Here is a 16,857-nt window from a genome sequence, read left to right on the forward strand (position 1 = left end):
GGCTGGGCATCTGACCATCGTTGACAATCGCGACCGCCGCGCAGTGCGCTGCGGGCCTACCATGAAGGCCTGTACCAAAGGTCTGTCATGGGGTTTCTAAGTCGCGTCATGGGCCTGTCGGCCCGCAACCGGGGAGTGCCACCGCTGGCGCTGTACGAGAGCTCGCTCGCGCCGGACTCGCGGCGCCCCGACACGCTGCTTGCCGTGCTCGACCTGGATGCTGCCATCAATGCCCATGAGCGCTGGAAAGAGCGCCTGATGGACTACCTCGAAGGCCGCTCTGCCAAGGGGCTGGACCCGGCCATGGTGCGCCGCACCGACCAGGACGCCCTGGGCCGCTGGCTGCATGGCGTGGGCGCCGAACTGCTGGGTGACCGCCCGGCCTTCACCCTGCTGGTGGCGCGCCACGAGTACTTCCATGAGCAGGCCGCCACCATCGTCGAGCTGGCGCAGCAGGGCGAGTGGCCCCGTGTGGTGCAGGTGCTCAATGGCGGCTACCGCCACGGCTCCAGCCAGGTGGTGCTGCTGCTCAAGGAGCTCAAGCGCGGTCTGGCGCAGGAGGCCGGGTCAGCGCAGTGAACAGCCGGTGCTCGCACACCGGGTCGCTGCATTTTTCACAGCCGTAGGCGCGCAGCCGGGCCGCGCGGATCTCGCGGTGGGCCGTGGCCTCATCCACCGGGGATGTTTCGCCCAGCACCGAGCCGAGCGCTCGCAGCGCGCTGCGCAGGCGGGCCGGCCCTGGTGGGCCATACACGACCCGGTAGCCGATGGCGGCGGCACCGAGCGCCGCCCGCAGCTGCGCATCGGCGGCGTGCTGTGCCTTCTGGTCCGGGGTGGGGCAGGGCAGGTCCAGCCCCATGAGCAGGGTCATCGCTGCGGAGCGGTGTGCGTCCAGCGCGGCGGATTGTTCTTGCGCGTCGCCGGCCTGCAGGGCGTCCATGAGCGCGGAATGCGCGACATGCAAGGCAAGGGGGGTGGTGGCCAGGTGCGCAGCCAGGGCATCGGCAAGCGCGTGGGCGCCGGTGCCGGGTGCTCCCAGCAGCAGGATCCGGGACGTCACGGCGGAGTCGGTGGCGGGCACCCGCTCAGCGCGGCGTGAACTGCACGTAGATCTCGTTGGGCCGCACCATGCCCAGCTCGCTGCGTGCCTTCTCTTCGACCATGTCCAGGCCCTCCTTGAGGTCGTGCACCTCGGAGGTCAGGCGCTCGTTGGCCGCCTGGGCCTGGGCATTGGCGGCCTTTTGCACGTCGATCTGGCGCTGCATGGCGTTCACGCGCGGCAGGCTGCCGCGCCCCAGCCAGAGCTGGGCGTGCACGGCCGCCAGCAGGGCCAGCAGCACGACGGGAACAAGGCGGTTGACCATGCTTTAGCTTACCAGCCGTGCGCCCCGGGCCGCCGCACCACCCCGGCAGGGGCGGGCGGCGCGCAACGGGGCGGGCGGCCGGGCCGGCATGCGGACGGGGCTCAGCGCAGGTTGTAGAACGCAGCGCGGCCGGGGTAGTGTGCGATGTCGCCCAGGTCTTCCTCGATGCGCAGCAGCTGGTTGTACTTGGCGATGCGGTCCGAACGCGACAGCGAGCCGGTCTTGATCTGGCCGGCATTGGTGCCCACGGCGATGTCGGCGATGGTGCTGTCCTCGGTTTCGCCCGAGCGGTGCGAGATCACGGCGGTGTAGCCGGCGCGCTTGGCCATCTCGATGGCGGCGAAGGTCTCGGTCAGTGTGCCGATCTGGTTGATCTTGATCAGGATCGAGTTGCCGATGTGCTTGTCGATGCCTTCCTTGAGGATCTTGGTGTTGGTCACGAACAGGTCGTCACCCACCAGCTGCACGTTCTTGCCCAGGCGCTCGGTCAGGATCTTCCAGCCGTCCCAGTCGCCTTCGTGCATGCCGTCTTCGATGCTGATGATGGGGTACTTGTCGCACCAGCTGGCCAGCATGTCGGTCCATTGCGTGGCCGTGAGCTTCAGGCCGCCTTCGCCTTCGAGCACGTAGTGGCCGTCCTTGTAGAACTCGCTGGCGGCGCAATCGAGGCCCAGGGCGATCTGTTCGCCCGCCGTGTAGCCGGCGGCCTCGATGGCCTGCAGGATCAGCACGATGGCGGCTTCATGGTTCTCGACGCTGGGGGCAAAGCCGCCCTCGTCGCCCACGGCGGTGCTGATGCCCTTGTCGTGCAGGATCTTCTTCAAGGCATGGAACACCTCGGCGCCCCAGCGCAGGGCTTCGCGGAAGGTGGGGGCGCCCACGGGGATGATCATGAACTCCTGCAGGTCCAGGCTGTTGTTGGCGTGCGCGCCGCCGTTGATCACGTTCATCATGGGCACGGGCAGTTGCATGCTGCCCATGCCGCCCAGGTAGCGGTACAGCGGCAGGCCGGACTCTTCGGCAGCGGCGCGGGCCACGGCCATGGAGACGGCCAGCATGGCGTTGGCACCCAGGCGGCTCTTGTTGTCGGTGCCATCGAGGTCGATCAGCGTCTTGTCCAGGAAGGCCTGCTCGGAGGCATCCAGGCCCAGCACGGCTTCGGAGATCTCGGTGTTGATGTGCTCCACCGCCTTGAGCACGCCCTTGCCCAGGTAGCGGCTCTTGTCGCCGTCGCGCAGCTCGATGGCTTCGCGGCTGCCGGTGGACGCGCCCGAGGGCACGGCCGCACGGCCCATCACGCCCGATTCCAGCAGCACGTCGCATTCGACGGTGGGGTTGCCGCGGCTGTCCAGCACTTCGCGGCCTACGATGTCAACAATGGCACTCATGATCTTCCTTGAGGGTTTTTGAAATTCAGCAGGACGGGCAGGGTGCGGGTGGCGGGATGCCAGGGCCGCCGCTGCCGCGGCTCGGTCGCGATTCTATGCTACCGATTTGATAGTAATCGAGGGGCCAGGTACGAACCGGGTACGGACTCAGACGCCCTCGACGCAGACCATGCGCATGATGGCGGCGCCTTCGCGTGCGGCCTTGGCCTTCTGGTATTCGGGCGTGTCGTAGAAGGCGCGGGCCGCCTCGAAGCTCGGAAACTTGAGGATCACGGTGCGGCCGGGGTTCCAGTCGCCTTCCAGCACCTCGACCTTGCCGCCGCGCACGCACACTTCGGCGCCGTGCGCCTGCATGGCGATGGTGCTCCACTTGCGGTACTCCTCGTACTGCGTGGGGTTGGTGACGGTGACGGATGCGATGACGTAACCACTGCTCATGATGTCTCAGGCTCCAAAGTTGTTTTCGAGGAATCCGTTCTTCTTGGTGATGCCGTCCAGGGCCACCAGGGTCTCCAGCAGCGCCTTCATGTGCTTGAGCGGCACGGCGTTGGGGCCGTCGGACAGGGCCTTGGCCGGGTCCGGGTGGGTTTCCATGAACAGGCCGGCCACGCCCACGGCCACGGCCGCGCGCGCCAGCACCGGCACCATCTCGCGCTGGCCGCCGCTGCTGGTGCCGTTGCCGCCGGGCAGTTGCACCGAGTGCGTGGCGTCGAACACCACGGGCGCACCCGTCTCGCGCATGATGGCCAGGCCGCGCATGTCCGACACCAGGTTGTTGTAGCCGAAGCTCGCGCCGCGCTCGCAGGCCATGAAGCTGTCCTCGGGCAGGCCGGCTTCCTTGGCGGCTGCACGGGCCTTGTCGATCACGTTCTTCATGTCATGGGGCGCGAGGAACTGGCCCTTCTTGATGTTCACCGGCTTGCCCGACTGCGCCACGGCGCGGATGAAGTCGGTCTGGCGGCACAGGAAGGCGGGCGTCTGCAGCACGTCGACCACCTTGGCGGCCGCGGTGATGTCGTCTTCGGTGTGCACGTCGGTGAGCACCGGTACACCCAGGTCCTTGCGGATCTTGGCCAGGATCTCCAGGCCCTTCTCACGCCCCGGGCCACGAAAGCTCGTGCCCGAGGAGCGGTTGGCCTTGTCGAAGCTGCTCTTGAAGATGAACGGGATGCCCAGGCTGCCCGTGATCTCCTTGAGCTGCCCGGCCACGTCCATCTGCAGTTGCTCGGACTCGATCACGCAGGGGCCTGCGATGAGGAAGAAGCGCTGGTCAAGGCCAACGTCGAAGCCGCAGAGTTTCATGGCAGGGTCTCTTCTTTTCGTGGTGTGTGTGCCGTCAGGCCGCCTTGGCAGGCTGCTGCAGGCTTTTCTGGTGCTCCACCGCCGCCTTGATGAAGGCGTTGAACAGCGGGTGGCCGTTCCAGGGGGTGGACTTGAACTCGGGGTGGAACTGCACGCCGATGAACCAGGGGTGCACGCTCTTGGGCAGCTCGACGATCTCGGTGAGCTGCTCGCGCTGCGTCAGTGCCGAGATCACCAGGCCTGCCTTGCGCAGCTGGTCCAGGTAGTTCACGTTGGCTTCGTAGCGGTGGCGGTGGCGCTCGGTCACGATGTTGCCGTAGATCTCGTGTGCCAGCGTGCCGGCCGAGACGTCCGAGCTCTGCGCGCCCAGGCGCATGGTGCCGCCCAGGTCGGAGTTCTCGTCGCGCTGCTTGATGGTGCCGTCGGCGTCCTTCCACTCGGTGATCAGGGCGATCACGGGGTGGGGCGTGGCGGGCTCGAACTCGGTGCTGTTGGCGTCCTTGAGGCCGGCCACATGGCGTGCGTACTCGATCGTGGCGACCTGCATGCCCAGGCAGATGCCCAGGTAGGGCACCTGCTGCTCGCGGGCGAAGCGGGCGGTGCTGATCTTGCCTTCCACGCCGCGCGCGCCGAAGCCGCCAGGCACCAGGATGGCGTCGTACTTGGCCAGCTTCTCGGCCGCGTCGTCGGCGTTGATGGTCTCGGAGTCCACATGCTCGATCTTCACGCGCACATGGTTCTTCATGCCGGCGTGGCGCAGGGCCTCGTTCACTGACTTGTAGCTGTCCGACAGGTCCACGTACTTGCCGACCATGGCGATGGTCACTTCGCCCTGCGGGTGCTCGGTTTCGTACACCAGTTGGTCCCAGCGCTTGAGGCTCGTGGGCGGCGTGTTCAGGCGCAGCTTGTCGCAGATCAGGCCATCGAGGCCCTGCTCATGCAGCATGCGCGGCACCTTGTAGATGGTGTCCACGTCCCACATGCTGATCACGCCCCACTCGGGCACGTTGGTGAACAGCGAAATCTTGCTGCGCTCGTCCTCGGGCATGCGGCGGTCGGCGCGGCACAGCAACGCGTCGGGCTGGATGCCGATCTTGCGCAGCTCCTGCACGGTGTGCTGGGTGGGCTTGGTCTTGAGCTCGCCGGCCGCGGCGATCCACGGCACGTAGGTCAGGTGCACGAAGGCGGCGTTGTTCGGGCCGAGCTTCAAGCTCAGCTGGCGCACGGCTTCCAGGAAGGGCAGGGACTCGATGTCGCCCACGGTGCCGCCCACTTCCACGATGGCCACGTCCACCGCGTCGTCGGTGCCGACACCGGCGCCGCGCTTGATGTATTCCTGGATCTCGTTGGTGACGTGCGGGATCACCTGCACCGTCTTGCCCAGGTAGTCGCCGCGGCGCTCCTTCTCCAGCACGCTCTGGTAGATGCGGCCAGTGGTGAAGTTGTTGGTCTTTTTCATGCGCGTTTCGATGAAACGCTCATAGTGGCCCAGGTCGAGGTCGGTTTCGGCGCCGTCGTCCGTCACGAACACTTCGCCGTGCTGGAACGGGGACATGGTGCCCGGGTCCACGTTGATGTACGGGTCGAGCTTGATGAGGGTGACTTTGAGGCCCCGCGATTCGAGGATCGCGGCAAGGGAGGCTGAGGCGATTCCCTTGCCCAGGGAAGACACCACACCGCCGGTGACGAAGACAAATTTGGTCATGTCTTTTTTGGTGGTGGGAAATTGGGATTATAGATGCCCGCCCGGCGCCGGCCCCCGCCAAGGTCTTTTGCGGCTGCCCTGCAGGCGGGCTCCGGTCTGCTAAATTCGCGCCCATGAATGAGCTTGCTGGCAAACACATTGTTCTGGGGTTGAGCGGCGGCGTGGCCTGCTACAAGGCGGCCGACCTGTGCCGCCAGCTCATCAAGGAGGGCGCCACCGTGCAGGTGGTGATGACCGAGGCGGCAGAGCAGTTCATCACCCCGGTGACCATGCAGGCCCTGTCGGGGCGGCCGGTGTACGGCTCGCAGTGGGACGCGCGCGAGCCCAACAACATGCCCCACATCAACCTGAGCCGCGAGGCCGACGCCATCCTGATCGCGCCCTGCAGCGCCGATTTCATCGCCCGCCTGGTGCAGGGCCGGGCCGACGAACTGCTCAGCCTGCTGTGCCTGGCGCGCCCCATGGACCGCGTTCCGCTGCTGCTGGCCCCGGCCATGAACCGCGAGATGTGGGCCCACCCGGCCACCCAGCGCAACCTGGCCCAGGTGGCCAAGGATGGCGCCCGCGTGCTGGGCGTGGGCAACGGCGACCAGGCCTGCGGCGAGACCGGCGACGGCCGCATGCTCGAACCGCTGGAACTGCTCGACGAACTGATCGCCTTCTTCGCACCCAAGCCGCTGGCCGGGCGCAAGGTACTGATCACGGCGGGCCCGACCTTCGAGGCCATCGACCCGGTGCGCGGCATCACCAACCTCTCCAGCGGCAAGATGGGCTTTGCCGTGGCCCGCGCCGCCCGCGAGGCCGGGGCCGAAGTGACCCTGGTCGCCGGGCCGGTGCATCTGTCCACGCCGCGCGGCGTGCAGCGGGTCAACGTGCAGTCGGCCCAGCAGATGCTGGCGGCCGTGATGGCGCTGGCGCCCGCCTCGTCCGTGTTCGTCGCCACGGCCGCCGTGGCCGACTGGCGCCCGGCCACCCAGGCCGGTGAAAAGATCAAGAAGGACGGTTCGGGCCAGACCCCGGTGCTCACCTTCGTCGAGAACCCCGACATCCTGGCCACCGTGGCGCAGCTGCCCGAGGCACAGTCGGGCGCCCTCTACTGCGTGGGCTTTGCGGCCGAAAGCCACGATCTGCTGGCCCACGCCACGGCCAAGCGCCTGCGCAAGAAGATTCCGCTGCTGGTGGGCAACATCGGCCCGGCCACCTTCGGCCAGGACGACAATGCCCTGCTGCTGGTGGACGAGAACGGCCACCGCGAACTGCCCCTGGCGTCCAAGCGTTCGCTGGCGCAGGGCCTGGTCGCCGAGATCGCTGCACGCCTGCCGGCGCGGCGGGCCTGAACATTCTTTTGGCCTATCCATCCTCTGCAGGAGTTCCCATGACGATGCATTCGATCAAGCCCGAATGGGACACCCCGCCCAACGGTGACTTCGCGAGCTATGTGGAGCGCCTGAGCGCCCAGCAGGCCCTGCAGGCCGGGCGCACGCAGGCCGCGCACTCCGCCCAGGTGGCGCATCCGGGCGGTGCCGCCCCCGGGTCTGCGCAGGCGGCTGCGCGCCGAGGGGGCGCCAGCCCCGTGTCGCCGGCCGTGGCCTTGCCGCCCGAGCTGCTGCAGATGGCGGCGCCGTTCATCGGCATGCTGCGCATTGCACGCACCCTGCTGGCCGTGGTGGCCGCGGTGCATGTGCTCACGCTGCTGATGGCGGGCCAGGGCTCGTGGTTCGGGCTGGCGGTGATGGCCGGCCTGTGGTGGTTCATGGGCATCGTGATCCATGCCGCGTCGGCGGGCACCGTGGTGGTGCCCCAACCCGCGGCCGTGAAGGAGCGCCAGCGGCAGACCGGCCCGCAGCGCAAGACAGGAAACAAGAAGTGAAGATTGACGTCAAGATTCTCGATCCGCGCATGGCGGACCAGTTGCCCACCTACGCCACCCCCGGCAGTGCCGGGCTCGACCTCCGGGCCTGCCTGGATGCGCCGCTCACCCTCGAACCCAATGCCTGGCAATTGGTGCCCACGGGCATTTCCATCTACCTCAAGGACCCCGGATACGCCGCGCTGATCCTGCCGCGCTCGGGCCTGGGCCACAAGCACGGCATCGTGCTGGGCAACCTCGTGGGCCTGATCGACAGCGACTACCAGGGCCAGCTCATGGTGAGCGCCTGGAACCGCAGCAGCACGGCCTTCACACTCGAGCCCATGGAGCGCCTGGCGCAACTGGTCATCGTGCCCGTGGTGCAGGCGCAGTTCCATGTGGTCACCGAGTTCCCGGCCTCCGAGCGCGGCGAAGGCGGTTACGGCTCCACCGGCAAAAGCTGATGTGTAATTGCCGGCACAAACGCTTACGTGCCGGTCCCTGGAATTTCTATCCTGTAGGTGAGCACTGACACCACCGGGGTGCGCGGCCTGACGCAGCCATCGGCTGCCAGATGGCGTGGCGAGCGCATCCCCGGTGCTTCAATCTCACCATTGCCTGGCAGTGCACGCAGCGGACCCCGCAGCGGCCTGCCTGGCGAGATTCATTCCAGGAGATTTGCCATGACCACCAAGATCACCCGCATCGCCACGCTGACCGGCTCCCTCGTGCTGATCGCCAGCCTTGCCGCCTGCGGCGCGCCCCCCCGCTCGGAGGAATACTATGCCGGCGGCGGCTACACCACCACCACGGTGAGGCCCGCACCGGTCTACCAGAGTTCCGTCGTGACCGAATTCGGCCGCGTGGCCAACATCGAGACCACCCATACCCAGGGCTCGGGCCGCACCTCGGGTGCGGGAGCCGTGATCGGTGCGGTGGTTGGTGGTGTGCTGGGCAATGCGGTGGGCGGTGGTACGGGCCGTGCCGCTGCGACTGCTGTGGGTGTCCTGGGCGGTGCCGTGGCCGGCAACGCCGTGGAGCGCCGCAACAACAGTGGCGAGTACGTGGGCTACCGCGTGTCCATCCAGCTGGACCAGGGCGGCTACCGCGCCTATGACGTGCCCTCGCCGGGCGACCTGCGCATCGGCGACCGCGTGCGCATGATGGACGGTCAGATCCAGCGCATTTAAGGCGACGCTGAATAAGTCTTCGCGATGGCGCGTGCCCTGGTTTGGGATGGGCTGCCAGGCGCAAAGCGCAGCCATAGCCAGTGCTATGGCGAGCATTTGCAACGCTGCAGACCGCCCAAAGCGGGGCGCGCGGCGCGCGAGGGACTTGTTCAGCGTTGCCTTGAACGCTTCTGCATGCAAAACGGGCCCTTGAGGGGCCCGTTTTTTGGGGGGGTGAGAATCAGTGCAGCAGGTCGTTGCCGGGTGCCTGCGGCTGGATGCGGAAAAAGCCCGTGCCCGCCGTGCCGCGCCCGATCTCGTCCTCGGTGGCTTCGCGCACGGCCTGCACCTTCAGTTGCAGGCGCAGGGCAATGCCGGCCAGCGGGTGGTTGCCGTCCAGCACCACATGCTCGGGGTAGATCTCGGCCACGGTGTAGAGCGCATCGCGCGGCGCATCGGGGTTCACCCCTGCGGGCAGGGCGGCTCCGTCGAAGGTCATGCCTTCCTCGATCTCGGGCGGGAACAGCGAGCGCGGCTCCAGGAACAGCAATTGGTCGTTGAAGTCGCCAAAGGCGTCCTCGGGCTCCAGGTGCAGGGCCAGCGAGGCGCCAGCGCTGTGGCCCTGCAAGGCCTCCTCGATGCGGGGCAGCAGGTCATCGCCGCCGACCAGGAACTCCACCGGCTCGTCGAGCACGTCGAGTTCCTCGCCCAGGGTGTCCTTGAGGATCCAGGTCAAAGCGACCACACATTGTTCGGTAATTTCCATAGGAGAATTGTCGCAGTTTGACCCACCGCCCTGCAAAGGGCCGCACAGTACCCATGGACGCCCACCAACCCCTGACCCTTCTGGGAGGCCTCACGCCCGCCCAGTTCATGCGCCGCCACTGGCACAAGAAGCCGCTCCTGGTGCGCCAGGCCATCCCGGGCTTCCAGGCGCCGGTGCCGCGCGCGGACCTGTTCGACCTGGCCGGGCAGGAGGGGGTGGAGTCGCGCCTGGTGCAGCAATTGCGCGGCGCCTGGAAGCTGCGCCAGGGGCCCTTCGCGCGCCGCGCGCTGCCCTCGCTCAAGCAGCCCGACTGGACGCTGCTGGTGCAGGGCGTGGACCTGCACGACGCGGGGGTGCACGCGCTGATGCAGCAGTTCCGCTTCGTGCCCGAGGCACGCCTGGACGACCTCATGATCAGCTATGCCAGCGACGGCGGCGGCGTGGGCCCGCACTTTGACAGCTACGACGTGTTCCTGCTGCAGGCCCATGGCAAGCGGCGCTGGCGCATCGGCCGGCAGAAGGACCTCACGCTCAAGGAGGGCATCCCGCTCAAGGTGCTGGCGCAGTTCGAGCCCGAGGAGGAGTTCGTGCTCGAGCCCGGCGACATGCTCTACCTGCCGCCGCGCTATGCGCATGACGGCATCGCCGAGGGCGAGTGCATGACCTATTCCATCGGCTTTCGCGCCCCGGCGCGGGCCGAGCTCGCCAATGAGCTGCTGGTGCGCCTGACCGATGAGGCCCAGGAAGGCGATGTGCCCGTGCTCTACCGCGATCCGCGCCAGGAGGCCGTGGAGCAGCCCGCCGCCATTCCGGCCAGCCTGCAGGATTTTGCCCGCGAGGCCCTGGCCAAGGCCCTGGCAGAGCCGCTGGCGCTGGAGCGCGCCTTGGGCGAGTACCTGACCGAACCCAAGCCCAATGTCTGGTTCGACCCCGATGCATCGGGCGCCATGATCGAGAGCGTGGTGCTGGACCGCCGCACGCGCATGATGTATGACGCCCACCATGTGTTCATCAACGGCGAGAGCTACCGCGCCGGCGGGCGCGACGCCACGCTGATGCGCCGCCTGGCCGACCAGCGGCGCCTGTCCGGGCGCGAGATGGCGCGCGCCAGCGACGATGCGTTGGAACTGATATCGTCCTGGTGCGATGCGGGTTGGGCGCACGCGGACACCGACCATACCGAAGGGGACTGACCGTGACCCAGGATCTCACCACCACTGCCGCGGACGGTGCGTCCGCGCCGCCGGCCGGGCTGCCGTCCGGCCGCTTTGCCAGCCGCGAGACCTTCATCCAGCTGGTGCGCGATGCGCTGGCCACGGCGGCGCGCGAGGGTTGGGGGGAGATCGTGGTCAGCGATGCCAATTTCCACGACTGGCCGCTGGGCGAGCGTGCCGTGGCCGAGTCGCTGCAGGCTTGGGCCAAGACGGGCCGGCGCTTCACCATGCTGGCCGGCTCCTACGACGACGTGATCCGGCGCCATGCGCGCTTCGTGCGCTGGCGCGGCACCTGGGACCACATCATCACCTGCCGCCGTGCGGGATCGGCCGACCCGCTCGACATTCCCAGTGTGTTATGGTCGCCGCAGTGGGTGATGCACCGGCTGGACCCTGAGCGCTCGGTCGGTGTCACGGGCAGCGAGCCCGACCGCCGCGTGCTGGTGCGCGAAACCCTCAACGACTGGCTGCACGGAAAGAGTGCGCCGGGCTTCCCTGCCTCGACCCTCGGGCTGTAGGACAACCGCCCGACTTGGTGTTTCCAGACCTTGCACCATGTGAAGGCACGGTAAACCTTGCATCGGTGTTAGTCAGTATTGACTAAATGCCAATATAATCGGCGGCTGCGCCGAAATGGTGCTACTCAAGTGCACTGTGCCAATGCGCAAGGGCTTTTTTGGAGCCGGGCGCCGTGGCTTTTCAAGATTTCTGTCTGTCCAACTAGGAAAAACCCAATGAAGAACTCTCTCGTTCTGGCCGCCCTGATCGCTGCTGCTGCCCTCGCCGCTTGCGGCAAGAAGGAAGAACCCGCTCCAGCACCTGCGCCAGCACCCGTGGAAGCCCCCGCTCCAGCAGCCGCTCCTGCCGCTTCCGAAGCCGCTCCTGCTGCTTCCGACGCTGCTCCTGCCGCTTCGGACGCCGCTGCTGCCGCCAACGCTGCTGCCACGGCCGCTACCGCTGCTGCCAGCGCTGCTTCGAACTAAGCACGCCTGAACCCTGGCCGCGCCCTGGCGCAGCCTCCGGTTCAAGAACCCGCCCTCGACAGAGTGCGGGTTTTTTTTCGCCCGTTGGTGGCTGCTCGGCTCAGAACAGGGAGGTGGGCAGGGGCGGCGGTGACAAGGGGCCCGCCGGCGCGGGCTGCTCGCCCACGGTGAGCCAGCCCGTGCCCAGGGCCTGGTCGGCCACCACGATGAGCTCCGGTGCCCACTGCAGCGCGCCGGCCAGCGCCTGGCGGGCCAGGTCGGGCGTGTTGTTGCGTGCGCTCAGGTGGGCGGCGGCCACCCACTTGAGGCCTTCGTGCCGCACGGCCTGCACGATGGCGGCCGTGGCCTGGTTGGCCAGGTGGCCATAGGCGCCGCCCACGCGGCGTTTGAGAAAGGCCGGGTAGGCCGAGGCGGCCAGCAGGTCCGGGTCGTGGTTGGCCTCGATGAACAGCGCGTGGCAGCCCGCCACCTGCTGCAGCACATGGGGCGTGGCGTGGCCCAGGTCGGTGAGCAGGGCCAGGTCGTGGGCACCGTCGGTGCAGCGCAGCTGCAGAGGCTCGCGTGCATCGTGCGGCACGGTGAAGGGCCGAAACGACAGCGGGCCCAGCTCGATCGGCTGCAGGTCGCGGGCCAGGGTCAGCAGGCCATCGAAATCGGGGGCACCGATGGCCATGTGCGTGCCCTGGCTCATCCACACCGGAATGCGGTGGCGCAGGGCCAGCGCATGGGCGCAGCCGATGTGGTCGGAGTGCTCGTGGGTGATGAACAGGCCGTCGATCTGCCCGATCTGCAGGCCTGCCGCCGCCAGGCGCGTCTCCAGCTGGCGCGGGCCGATGCCGCAATCGACCAGCAGGCGGCGCGTGTGCAGGCCGTCGCTGGCCTCCACCACCGTCGCATTGCCGGCGCTGCCGCTGGCCAGGTTCTTCAAACGCAGCATCTTGAAATGCATTGCGCCTGGGCCCCACCCTGCAAGGTGGCGACCAGGCGCAATCAGTGGGTGGTGGTTGGGCTTACTTGAGATCGTCTGCGATCACGCGCACGATGCGCTCGGCATTGGCCGAGGACTCGGGGGCGCCGGCTTCGTTGAGCACCGACACGGTGGTCGATTCGCCCTGGCTGCGCACCACGATGCGGTACTTGAGCGGCGGCACGGCGGCCGGCGTGCGGGTGAACAGCTTGCCGAAGAAGCCGGTCTCCTTCTTGTCGGCATTGGGGGCCACATAGCGCACGAAGTACAGGCCTTCGTTGCGGTTGCGGTCTTCCACGGTGAAGCCGGTGCGGTCCAGGGCCACGCCGACACGGCGCCATGCGCGGTCAAAACCTTCGCTGATCTGCACCACGGGCACATTGTTCACCGTGCTCACGGTGGCCGATTTCGCCGCGGGGGCGGCAGCGGCGGCCACGACGGCCTTGGACTGCTCCTGGCTCACGCCGAGACGGACCATCAGGCGGCGCAGGAATTCGGTTTCCAGCTCGGGGTCGGCTGCGCGCGGCTGCCACACGGTCTGGTCCTTGCTGGTGTTGCTGTAGACCTCGACCATGCCGCGGTGCGTGATGTAGATCTCGGTGCCGCCCTTGGCATTGCGCTCCAGGCGCGTGCGGAAGCGGTCGCGCTCGCCCGTGGAGTACAGCGAGTCAATCACCTTGCCCAGCGTGGAGCGGATCAGGTCCTGCGGCAGCTTGGCGCGGTTTTCTGCCCAGTCGGTTTCCATGATGCCCAGGTTGGCCTGGTCGGTGTCCAGCGTGAAGCCGTTTTCCAGCCAGAAGTCGCGCACGGGCTCCCACAGCTTGTCGGCGGGGCGGTCGATCACCAGCCAGCGCTTGTTGCCCTCGCGCTCGATGCGCACATCACCCAGCTGCGTGGCGGCCGCGTTGGCCGTGCCCGAGGGCTGGGCCGCCTGGCTGGCCTGCAGGGCAGCGGCCGAGACGGCGCCGCCGGGCACGTTGTAGCGGGAATCGCGCGAGAGCTGCGTGAGGTCGGGAGGCACCTCCAGCGTGGAGCCCTTGGCAGCGCTCTTGTAGTCGATCTTGTCGCCTTCGAGGACGGAGCAGGCAGACAGGGCCACGGCCAGGGCCAGCAGGCCCGCACGGGTAGTAACAGCGTTCACGCGAAGTTCCTTGGAGTGTCAGGGTTCGGGCGCAGCCCGGGTTGTTAGATCAGGCCGGCCGAGCGCAGGGCCGCTTCGACCACGGCCTCATTGGCCTGGGTGAGCGGGGTCATGGGCAGGCGCAGGGTGCCACCGCACAGCCCCATGCGGGCCACGGCCCACTTCACGGGGATGGGATTGGCTTCGACGAAGAGCTGCTTGTGCACGGGCATCAGCTGGAACTGGATCTCCATCGCGCGCTGCACGTTGCCGCTCGTCGCGGCCACGCACAGCTCGTGCATCAGGCGCGGGGCCACGTTGGCCGTCACGCTCACGTTGCCATGGCCACCGCACAGCATCAGGGCCACGGCGGTCGGGTCGTCGCCCGAGTAGATGCCAAAACCCTTGGGGGCTTCGCGGATCAGCCACTGCGCGCGCTCGATATTGCCTGTGGCTTCCTTGATACCGATGATGCCCGGCACCTGGGCCAGGCGCAGCACGGTGTCGTGCTGCATGTCGGCCACCGAGCGGCCGGGCACGTTGTACAGAATGGTGGGCAGGTCGCCCACGGCCTCGGCAATGGCCTTGAAATGCTGGTACTGGCCCTCTTGCGTGGGCTTGTTGTAGTAGGGCACGACCTGCAGCTGCGAGTCGGCGCCCACCTTCTTGGCGAAGCGCGCCAGTTCGATGGCCTCGGCCGTGGAATTGGCGCCGCAGCCGGCCATGATGGGCACGCGCTTGGCGGCCTGCTCCACGGACACGCGGATGATCTCGCAATGCTCTTCGACGTTCACCGTGGGCGACTCGCCCGTGGTGCCCACGACGCCGATGCAGTCGGTGCCTTCGGCGATGTGCCAGTCGATCAGTTTGCGCAGCGCCGGGTAGTCGACGCTACCGTCCTCATGCAAGGGGGTGACGAGGGCGACGATGCTGCCGGTGAGAGGCACGGAGGAAGATGTCATGTCCGCAGGGGTGAACGGGATAAAAGAGCATTCTAACTAGGCCGGCTGGCCAGCCGATGTCTTGGTGGCTCCCCGGTACCCCCAAGTTCCCGCACCGCCGTGATGCGTTGCACGAAACGCGCGGGTTCTTCGAGGAAGCCGTCCTCGTAGGCCACCGTGCGCAGGCTGGCGCAGGCGGCCAGCAATTCACCGGGCTGCAGTAGGAATTCGGGCCGCGCAGGGCGGCCCACGGTTTCGTTACCGTGTGCAAAGGTTTCATAGACCAGTACGCCGCCCGGGGCCAGGCTGGCCACCAGGGTGGGGAACAGCGGCCGCCAGAGGTAGTTGGTGACCACCACCGCGCCGAACTGGCGCCCGGCAAAGGGCCAGGGGCCGTTTTCAATGTCGGCGCAGACCATTTCGCCCAGGTGGGCCGATGCCGCCACCGCCTCGGCGGATCGGTCCACGCCCACCACCGCATGGCCCAGGCCGTGCAGCCAACGCAGGTGGCGCCCGGCACCGCAGGCCACATCAAGCACCGTGCTGCCCGGGGCGATCAGGTGCGACCAGCGGCGCACCCAGTCCGAGGGAAATTCAGATCCGCGCATCCGGTGGTGGTTGATTTTGCTATTGAAATGGGAGCGCCCAGCGCCCACAGGGGAAGCCCTAGAAGCAGCTCCATACCTTGTCGGCCAGCAGCACCATGAATTCTGGGGCCGTGTACAGGCCGAACACCGCCAGGCAGGCCAGGATGGAGGCCGTCCAGGCCAGCACCCGCCACACCAGCGGCAGGGCCGGGGCGTGCGAGGGTGTCGGTTCGGGCGTGGCAGGCATGGAGATCAGGTATTTCAACCCGCCATCATGCAGGAACCGGGGCCCTGCGCTGGATAGGGCTTTCCTTGACCGGCAGGTTCACCAGGGCCGCGAACACGCCCAGGGCGATGGCGATGTACCAGACGATGTCGTAGCTGCCCGTGGCGTCGTAGAGGTAGCCGCCCAGCCAGACGCCCAGGAAGCTGCCGATCTGGTGGCTGAAGAACACAAAGCCGCCCAGCATGGACAGATGCTGCACGCCGAAGATCTGGGCGATGGTGGCATTGGTCGGCGGGATGGTGGACAGCCACAGCGTGCCCATCACGGCCGAGAAGATGTAGACCGAGGCCGGCGACAGCGGCGCCACCAGGAAGATGGCGATGGCCACGGCCCGCGCAAAGTAGATGAAGGCCAGGATGTAGCGCTTTTGCAGGCGCTGGCCCAGGGTACCGGCGATGTAGGTGCCGAACACGTTGAACAGGCCGATCAGCGCCAGCGCGTAGCTGGCCACCTGGGGCGAGAGGCCGTTGTCCTTGAGGTAGCTGGGCATGTGCACGCCGATGAACACCACCTGGAAGCCGCAGACGAAGTAGCCCGCCATGAGCAGGGTGAAACTGGGGTAGCGAAAGGCCTCCAGCAGCGCCTGGGCGACGGTCTGGTCGCGCTTGACCGGGGCCGTGCCCTTGAAGCCTGGCTCGCGCAGGCCAAAGGCCAGGGGCACGATGAGCAGCACCGCCAGCGACAAGGTCAGCAGCGCCTGCTGCCAGCCGAAGCTGGCGATCAGCCAGCCTTCCAGGGGCACCATGAGGAACTGGCCGAAGGAGCCGGCCGCCGCGGCCACACCCATGGCCCAGGAGCGCTTCTCGGGTGCGATCTGGCGGCCCAGGACGCCGTAGATCACGGCGTAGGTCGTGCCCGCCTGGGCGGCGCCGATCAGTACACCCGTGGTCAGTGCAAACAGCAGCGGGGTGGGCGACAGGGCCATGCCGGCCAGGCCCGCAGCGTACAGCGCGGCGCCGGCCAGCAGCACGCGGAAGGCACCGAAGCGGTCGGCCGCCATGCCGGCGAAGATGCCGATCAGGCCCCAGGAGAGGTTCTGGATGGCGATGGCCAGCGCGAAGGTCTGGCGCGTCCAGCCCATTTCCTGGGTGATGGGCTGCAGCCACAGGCCGAAGCCGTGGCGCGTGCCCATGGACAGGGTCACGATGGCTGCGCCACACGCGAGCACCTGGAACATGGACAGTTTCGGAGGATTCATAGACATGCGCAGAATGTA

Annotated in this window: 21 protein-coding genes; 8 read left to right on the forward strand and 13 right to left on the reverse strand. The window is 67.7% G+C overall.

The window, feature by feature from the left end:
- Positions 1–87 precede the first annotated feature (87 nt).
- Positions 88–579 (forward strand): CZB domain-containing protein, encoded by a 492-nt coding sequence (locus HNP48_RS15350; RefSeq protein WP_184858408.1) that lies wholly within the window; start codon positions 88–90, stop codon positions 577–579.
- Here HNP48_RS15350 and HNP48_RS15355 read toward each other — a convergent pair.
- The 6 genes from HNP48_RS15355 to HNP48_RS15380 form a co-directional block, all read right to left on the reverse strand.
- On the reverse strand, positions 539–1,060 hold the full coding sequence (locus HNP48_RS15355) for a hypothetical protein (RefSeq protein WP_184858410.1): 522 nt from the start codon (positions 1,058–1,060) through the stop codon (positions 539–541). The two genes, HNP48_RS15350 and HNP48_RS15355, sit on opposite strands and share 41 nt — an antisense overlap.
- A gap of 25 nt (positions 1,061–1,085) precedes the next feature.
- The gene (locus HNP48_RS15360) at positions 1,086–1,364 is read right to left on the reverse strand and encodes a septum formation initiator family protein (protein WP_184858412.1); all 279 of its coding nucleotides are present in this window, start codon (positions 1,362–1,364) and stop codon (positions 1,086–1,088) included.
- 101 nt (positions 1,365–1,465) lie between these two features.
- Positions 1,466–2,752 (reverse strand): phosphopyruvate hydratase, encoded by a 1,287-nt coding sequence (gene eno, locus HNP48_RS15365; RefSeq protein ID WP_184858415.1) that lies wholly within the window; start codon positions 2,750–2,752, stop codon positions 1,466–1,468.
- Between the two features lie 147 nt (positions 2,753–2,899).
- Positions 2,900–3,190: a DUF1330 domain-containing protein gene (locus HNP48_RS15370; protein ID WP_007859228.1), complete on the reverse strand. Its 291-nt coding sequence runs from the start codon at positions 3,188–3,190 to the stop codon at positions 2,900–2,902.
- A 6-nt stretch (positions 3,191–3,196) separates the two neighbouring features.
- Complete coding sequence (gene kdsA / locus HNP48_RS15375; RefSeq protein ID WP_184858417.1) at positions 3,197–4,054, reverse strand: 3-deoxy-8-phosphooctulonate synthase; 858 nt, start codon at positions 4,052–4,054, stop codon at positions 3,197–3,199.
- Positions 4,055–4,088: 34 nt separating this feature from the next.
- On the reverse strand, positions 4,089–5,759 hold the full coding sequence (locus tag HNP48_RS15380) for a CTP synthase (protein ID WP_184858419.1): 1,671 nt from the start codon (positions 5,757–5,759) through the stop codon (positions 4,089–4,091).
- A gap of 113 nt (positions 5,760–5,872) precedes the next feature.
- Between HNP48_RS15380 and coaBC the strand changes: the two genes are divergently transcribed.
- The 4 genes from coaBC to HNP48_RS15400 all read left to right on the forward strand — a co-directional run bounded on the left by coaBC (position 5,873) and on the right by HNP48_RS15400 (position 8,798).
- The gene (gene coaBC / locus HNP48_RS15385; protein ID WP_184858421.1) at positions 5,873–7,096 is read left to right on the forward strand and encodes a bifunctional phosphopantothenoylcysteine decarboxylase/phosphopantothenate--cysteine ligase CoaBC; all 1,224 of its coding nucleotides are present in this window, start codon (positions 5,873–5,875) and stop codon (positions 7,094–7,096) included.
- Positions 7,097–7,134: 38 nt separating this feature from the next.
- Entirely contained in the window at positions 7,135–7,629 is a 495-nt protein-coding gene (locus HNP48_RS15390) for a hypothetical protein (protein WP_184858423.1), read from the forward strand.
- Positions 7,626–8,072, forward strand: coding sequence for a dUTP diphosphatase (dut, locus tag HNP48_RS15395; protein ID WP_184858425.1), 447 nt, complete (start codon positions 7,626–7,628; stop codon positions 8,070–8,072). The genes HNP48_RS15390 and dut overlap by 4 nt, the downstream gene beginning before the upstream one ends.
- A gap of 219 nt (positions 8,073–8,291) precedes the next feature.
- Positions 8,292–8,798 (forward strand): glycine zipper 2TM domain-containing protein, encoded by a 507-nt coding sequence (locus tag HNP48_RS15400; RefSeq protein WP_184858428.1) that lies wholly within the window; start codon positions 8,292–8,294, stop codon positions 8,796–8,798.
- Between the two features lie 220 nt (positions 8,799–9,018).
- Here HNP48_RS15400 and HNP48_RS15405 read toward each other — a convergent pair whose 3' ends face one another.
- Positions 9,019–9,543, reverse strand: coding sequence for a peptidylprolyl isomerase (locus HNP48_RS15405; RefSeq protein ID WP_184858430.1), 525 nt, complete (start codon positions 9,541–9,543; stop codon positions 9,019–9,021).
- 53 nt (positions 9,544–9,596) lie between these two features.
- Here HNP48_RS15405 and HNP48_RS15410 point away from each other — a divergent pair, with 53 nt between their 5' ends.
- The 3 genes from HNP48_RS15410 (at position 9,597) to HNP48_RS15420 (ending at position 11,740) form a co-directional block, all read left to right on the forward strand.
- Entirely contained in the window at positions 9,597–10,736 is a 1,140-nt protein-coding gene (locus HNP48_RS15410; RefSeq protein ID WP_184858432.1) for a cupin domain-containing protein, read from the forward strand.
- A 2-nt stretch (positions 10,737–10,738) separates the two neighbouring features.
- Positions 10,739–11,275 (forward strand): hypothetical protein, encoded by a 537-nt coding sequence (locus HNP48_RS15415; RefSeq protein WP_184858434.1) that lies wholly within the window; start codon positions 10,739–10,741, stop codon positions 11,273–11,275.
- A 216-nt stretch (positions 11,276–11,491) separates the two neighbouring features.
- Positions 11,492–11,740 (forward strand): hypothetical protein, encoded by a 249-nt coding sequence (locus tag HNP48_RS15420; protein ID WP_184858436.1) that lies wholly within the window; start codon positions 11,492–11,494, stop codon positions 11,738–11,740.
- A 100-nt stretch (positions 11,741–11,840) separates the two neighbouring features.
- On the opposite strand, the gene HNP48_RS15425 is transcribed toward HNP48_RS15420, so the two are convergent.
- From HNP48_RS15425 to HNP48_RS15450, 6 genes are all read right to left on the reverse strand, one after another.
- On the reverse strand, positions 11,841–12,677 hold the full coding sequence (locus HNP48_RS15425; RefSeq protein WP_184858438.1) for an MBL fold metallo-hydrolase: 837 nt from the start codon (positions 12,675–12,677) through the stop codon (positions 11,841–11,843).
- 73 nt (positions 12,678–12,750) lie between these two features.
- Positions 12,751–13,848 carry an outer membrane protein assembly factor BamC gene (gene bamC / locus HNP48_RS15430; RefSeq protein WP_184858440.1) on the reverse strand — a complete coding sequence of 366 codons (1,098 nt, stop codon included), beginning with the start codon at positions 13,846–13,848 and terminating at the stop codon, positions 12,751–12,753.
- A 44-nt stretch (positions 13,849–13,892) separates the two neighbouring features.
- Complete coding sequence (gene dapA, locus HNP48_RS15435) at positions 13,893–14,789, reverse strand: 4-hydroxy-tetrahydrodipicolinate synthase (RefSeq protein ID WP_184858442.1); 897 nt, start codon at positions 14,787–14,789, stop codon at positions 13,893–13,895.
- 32 nt (positions 14,790–14,821) lie between these two features.
- The gene (locus tag HNP48_RS15440) at positions 14,822–15,376 is read right to left on the reverse strand and encodes a bifunctional 2-polyprenyl-6-hydroxyphenol methylase/3-demethylubiquinol 3-O-methyltransferase UbiG (RefSeq protein ID WP_184858444.1); all 555 of its coding nucleotides are present in this window, start codon (positions 15,374–15,376) and stop codon (positions 14,822–14,824) included.
- A gap of 58 nt (positions 15,377–15,434) precedes the next feature.
- Positions 15,435–15,602 (reverse strand): hypothetical protein, encoded by a 168-nt coding sequence (locus HNP48_RS15445; RefSeq protein WP_184858446.1) that lies wholly within the window; start codon positions 15,600–15,602, stop codon positions 15,435–15,437.
- Between the two features lie 25 nt (positions 15,603–15,627).
- Positions 15,628–16,845, reverse strand: coding sequence for an MFS transporter (locus tag HNP48_RS15450; protein WP_184858448.1), 1,218 nt, complete (start codon positions 16,843–16,845; stop codon positions 15,628–15,630).
- Between the last annotated feature and the right edge of the window lie 12 nt (positions 16,846–16,857).

Source organism: Acidovorax soli, from assembly GCF_014207955.1.
Taxonomy (GTDB): Bacteria; Pseudomonadota; Gammaproteobacteria; order Burkholderiales; family Burkholderiaceae_C; genus Acidovorax; species Acidovorax soli_A.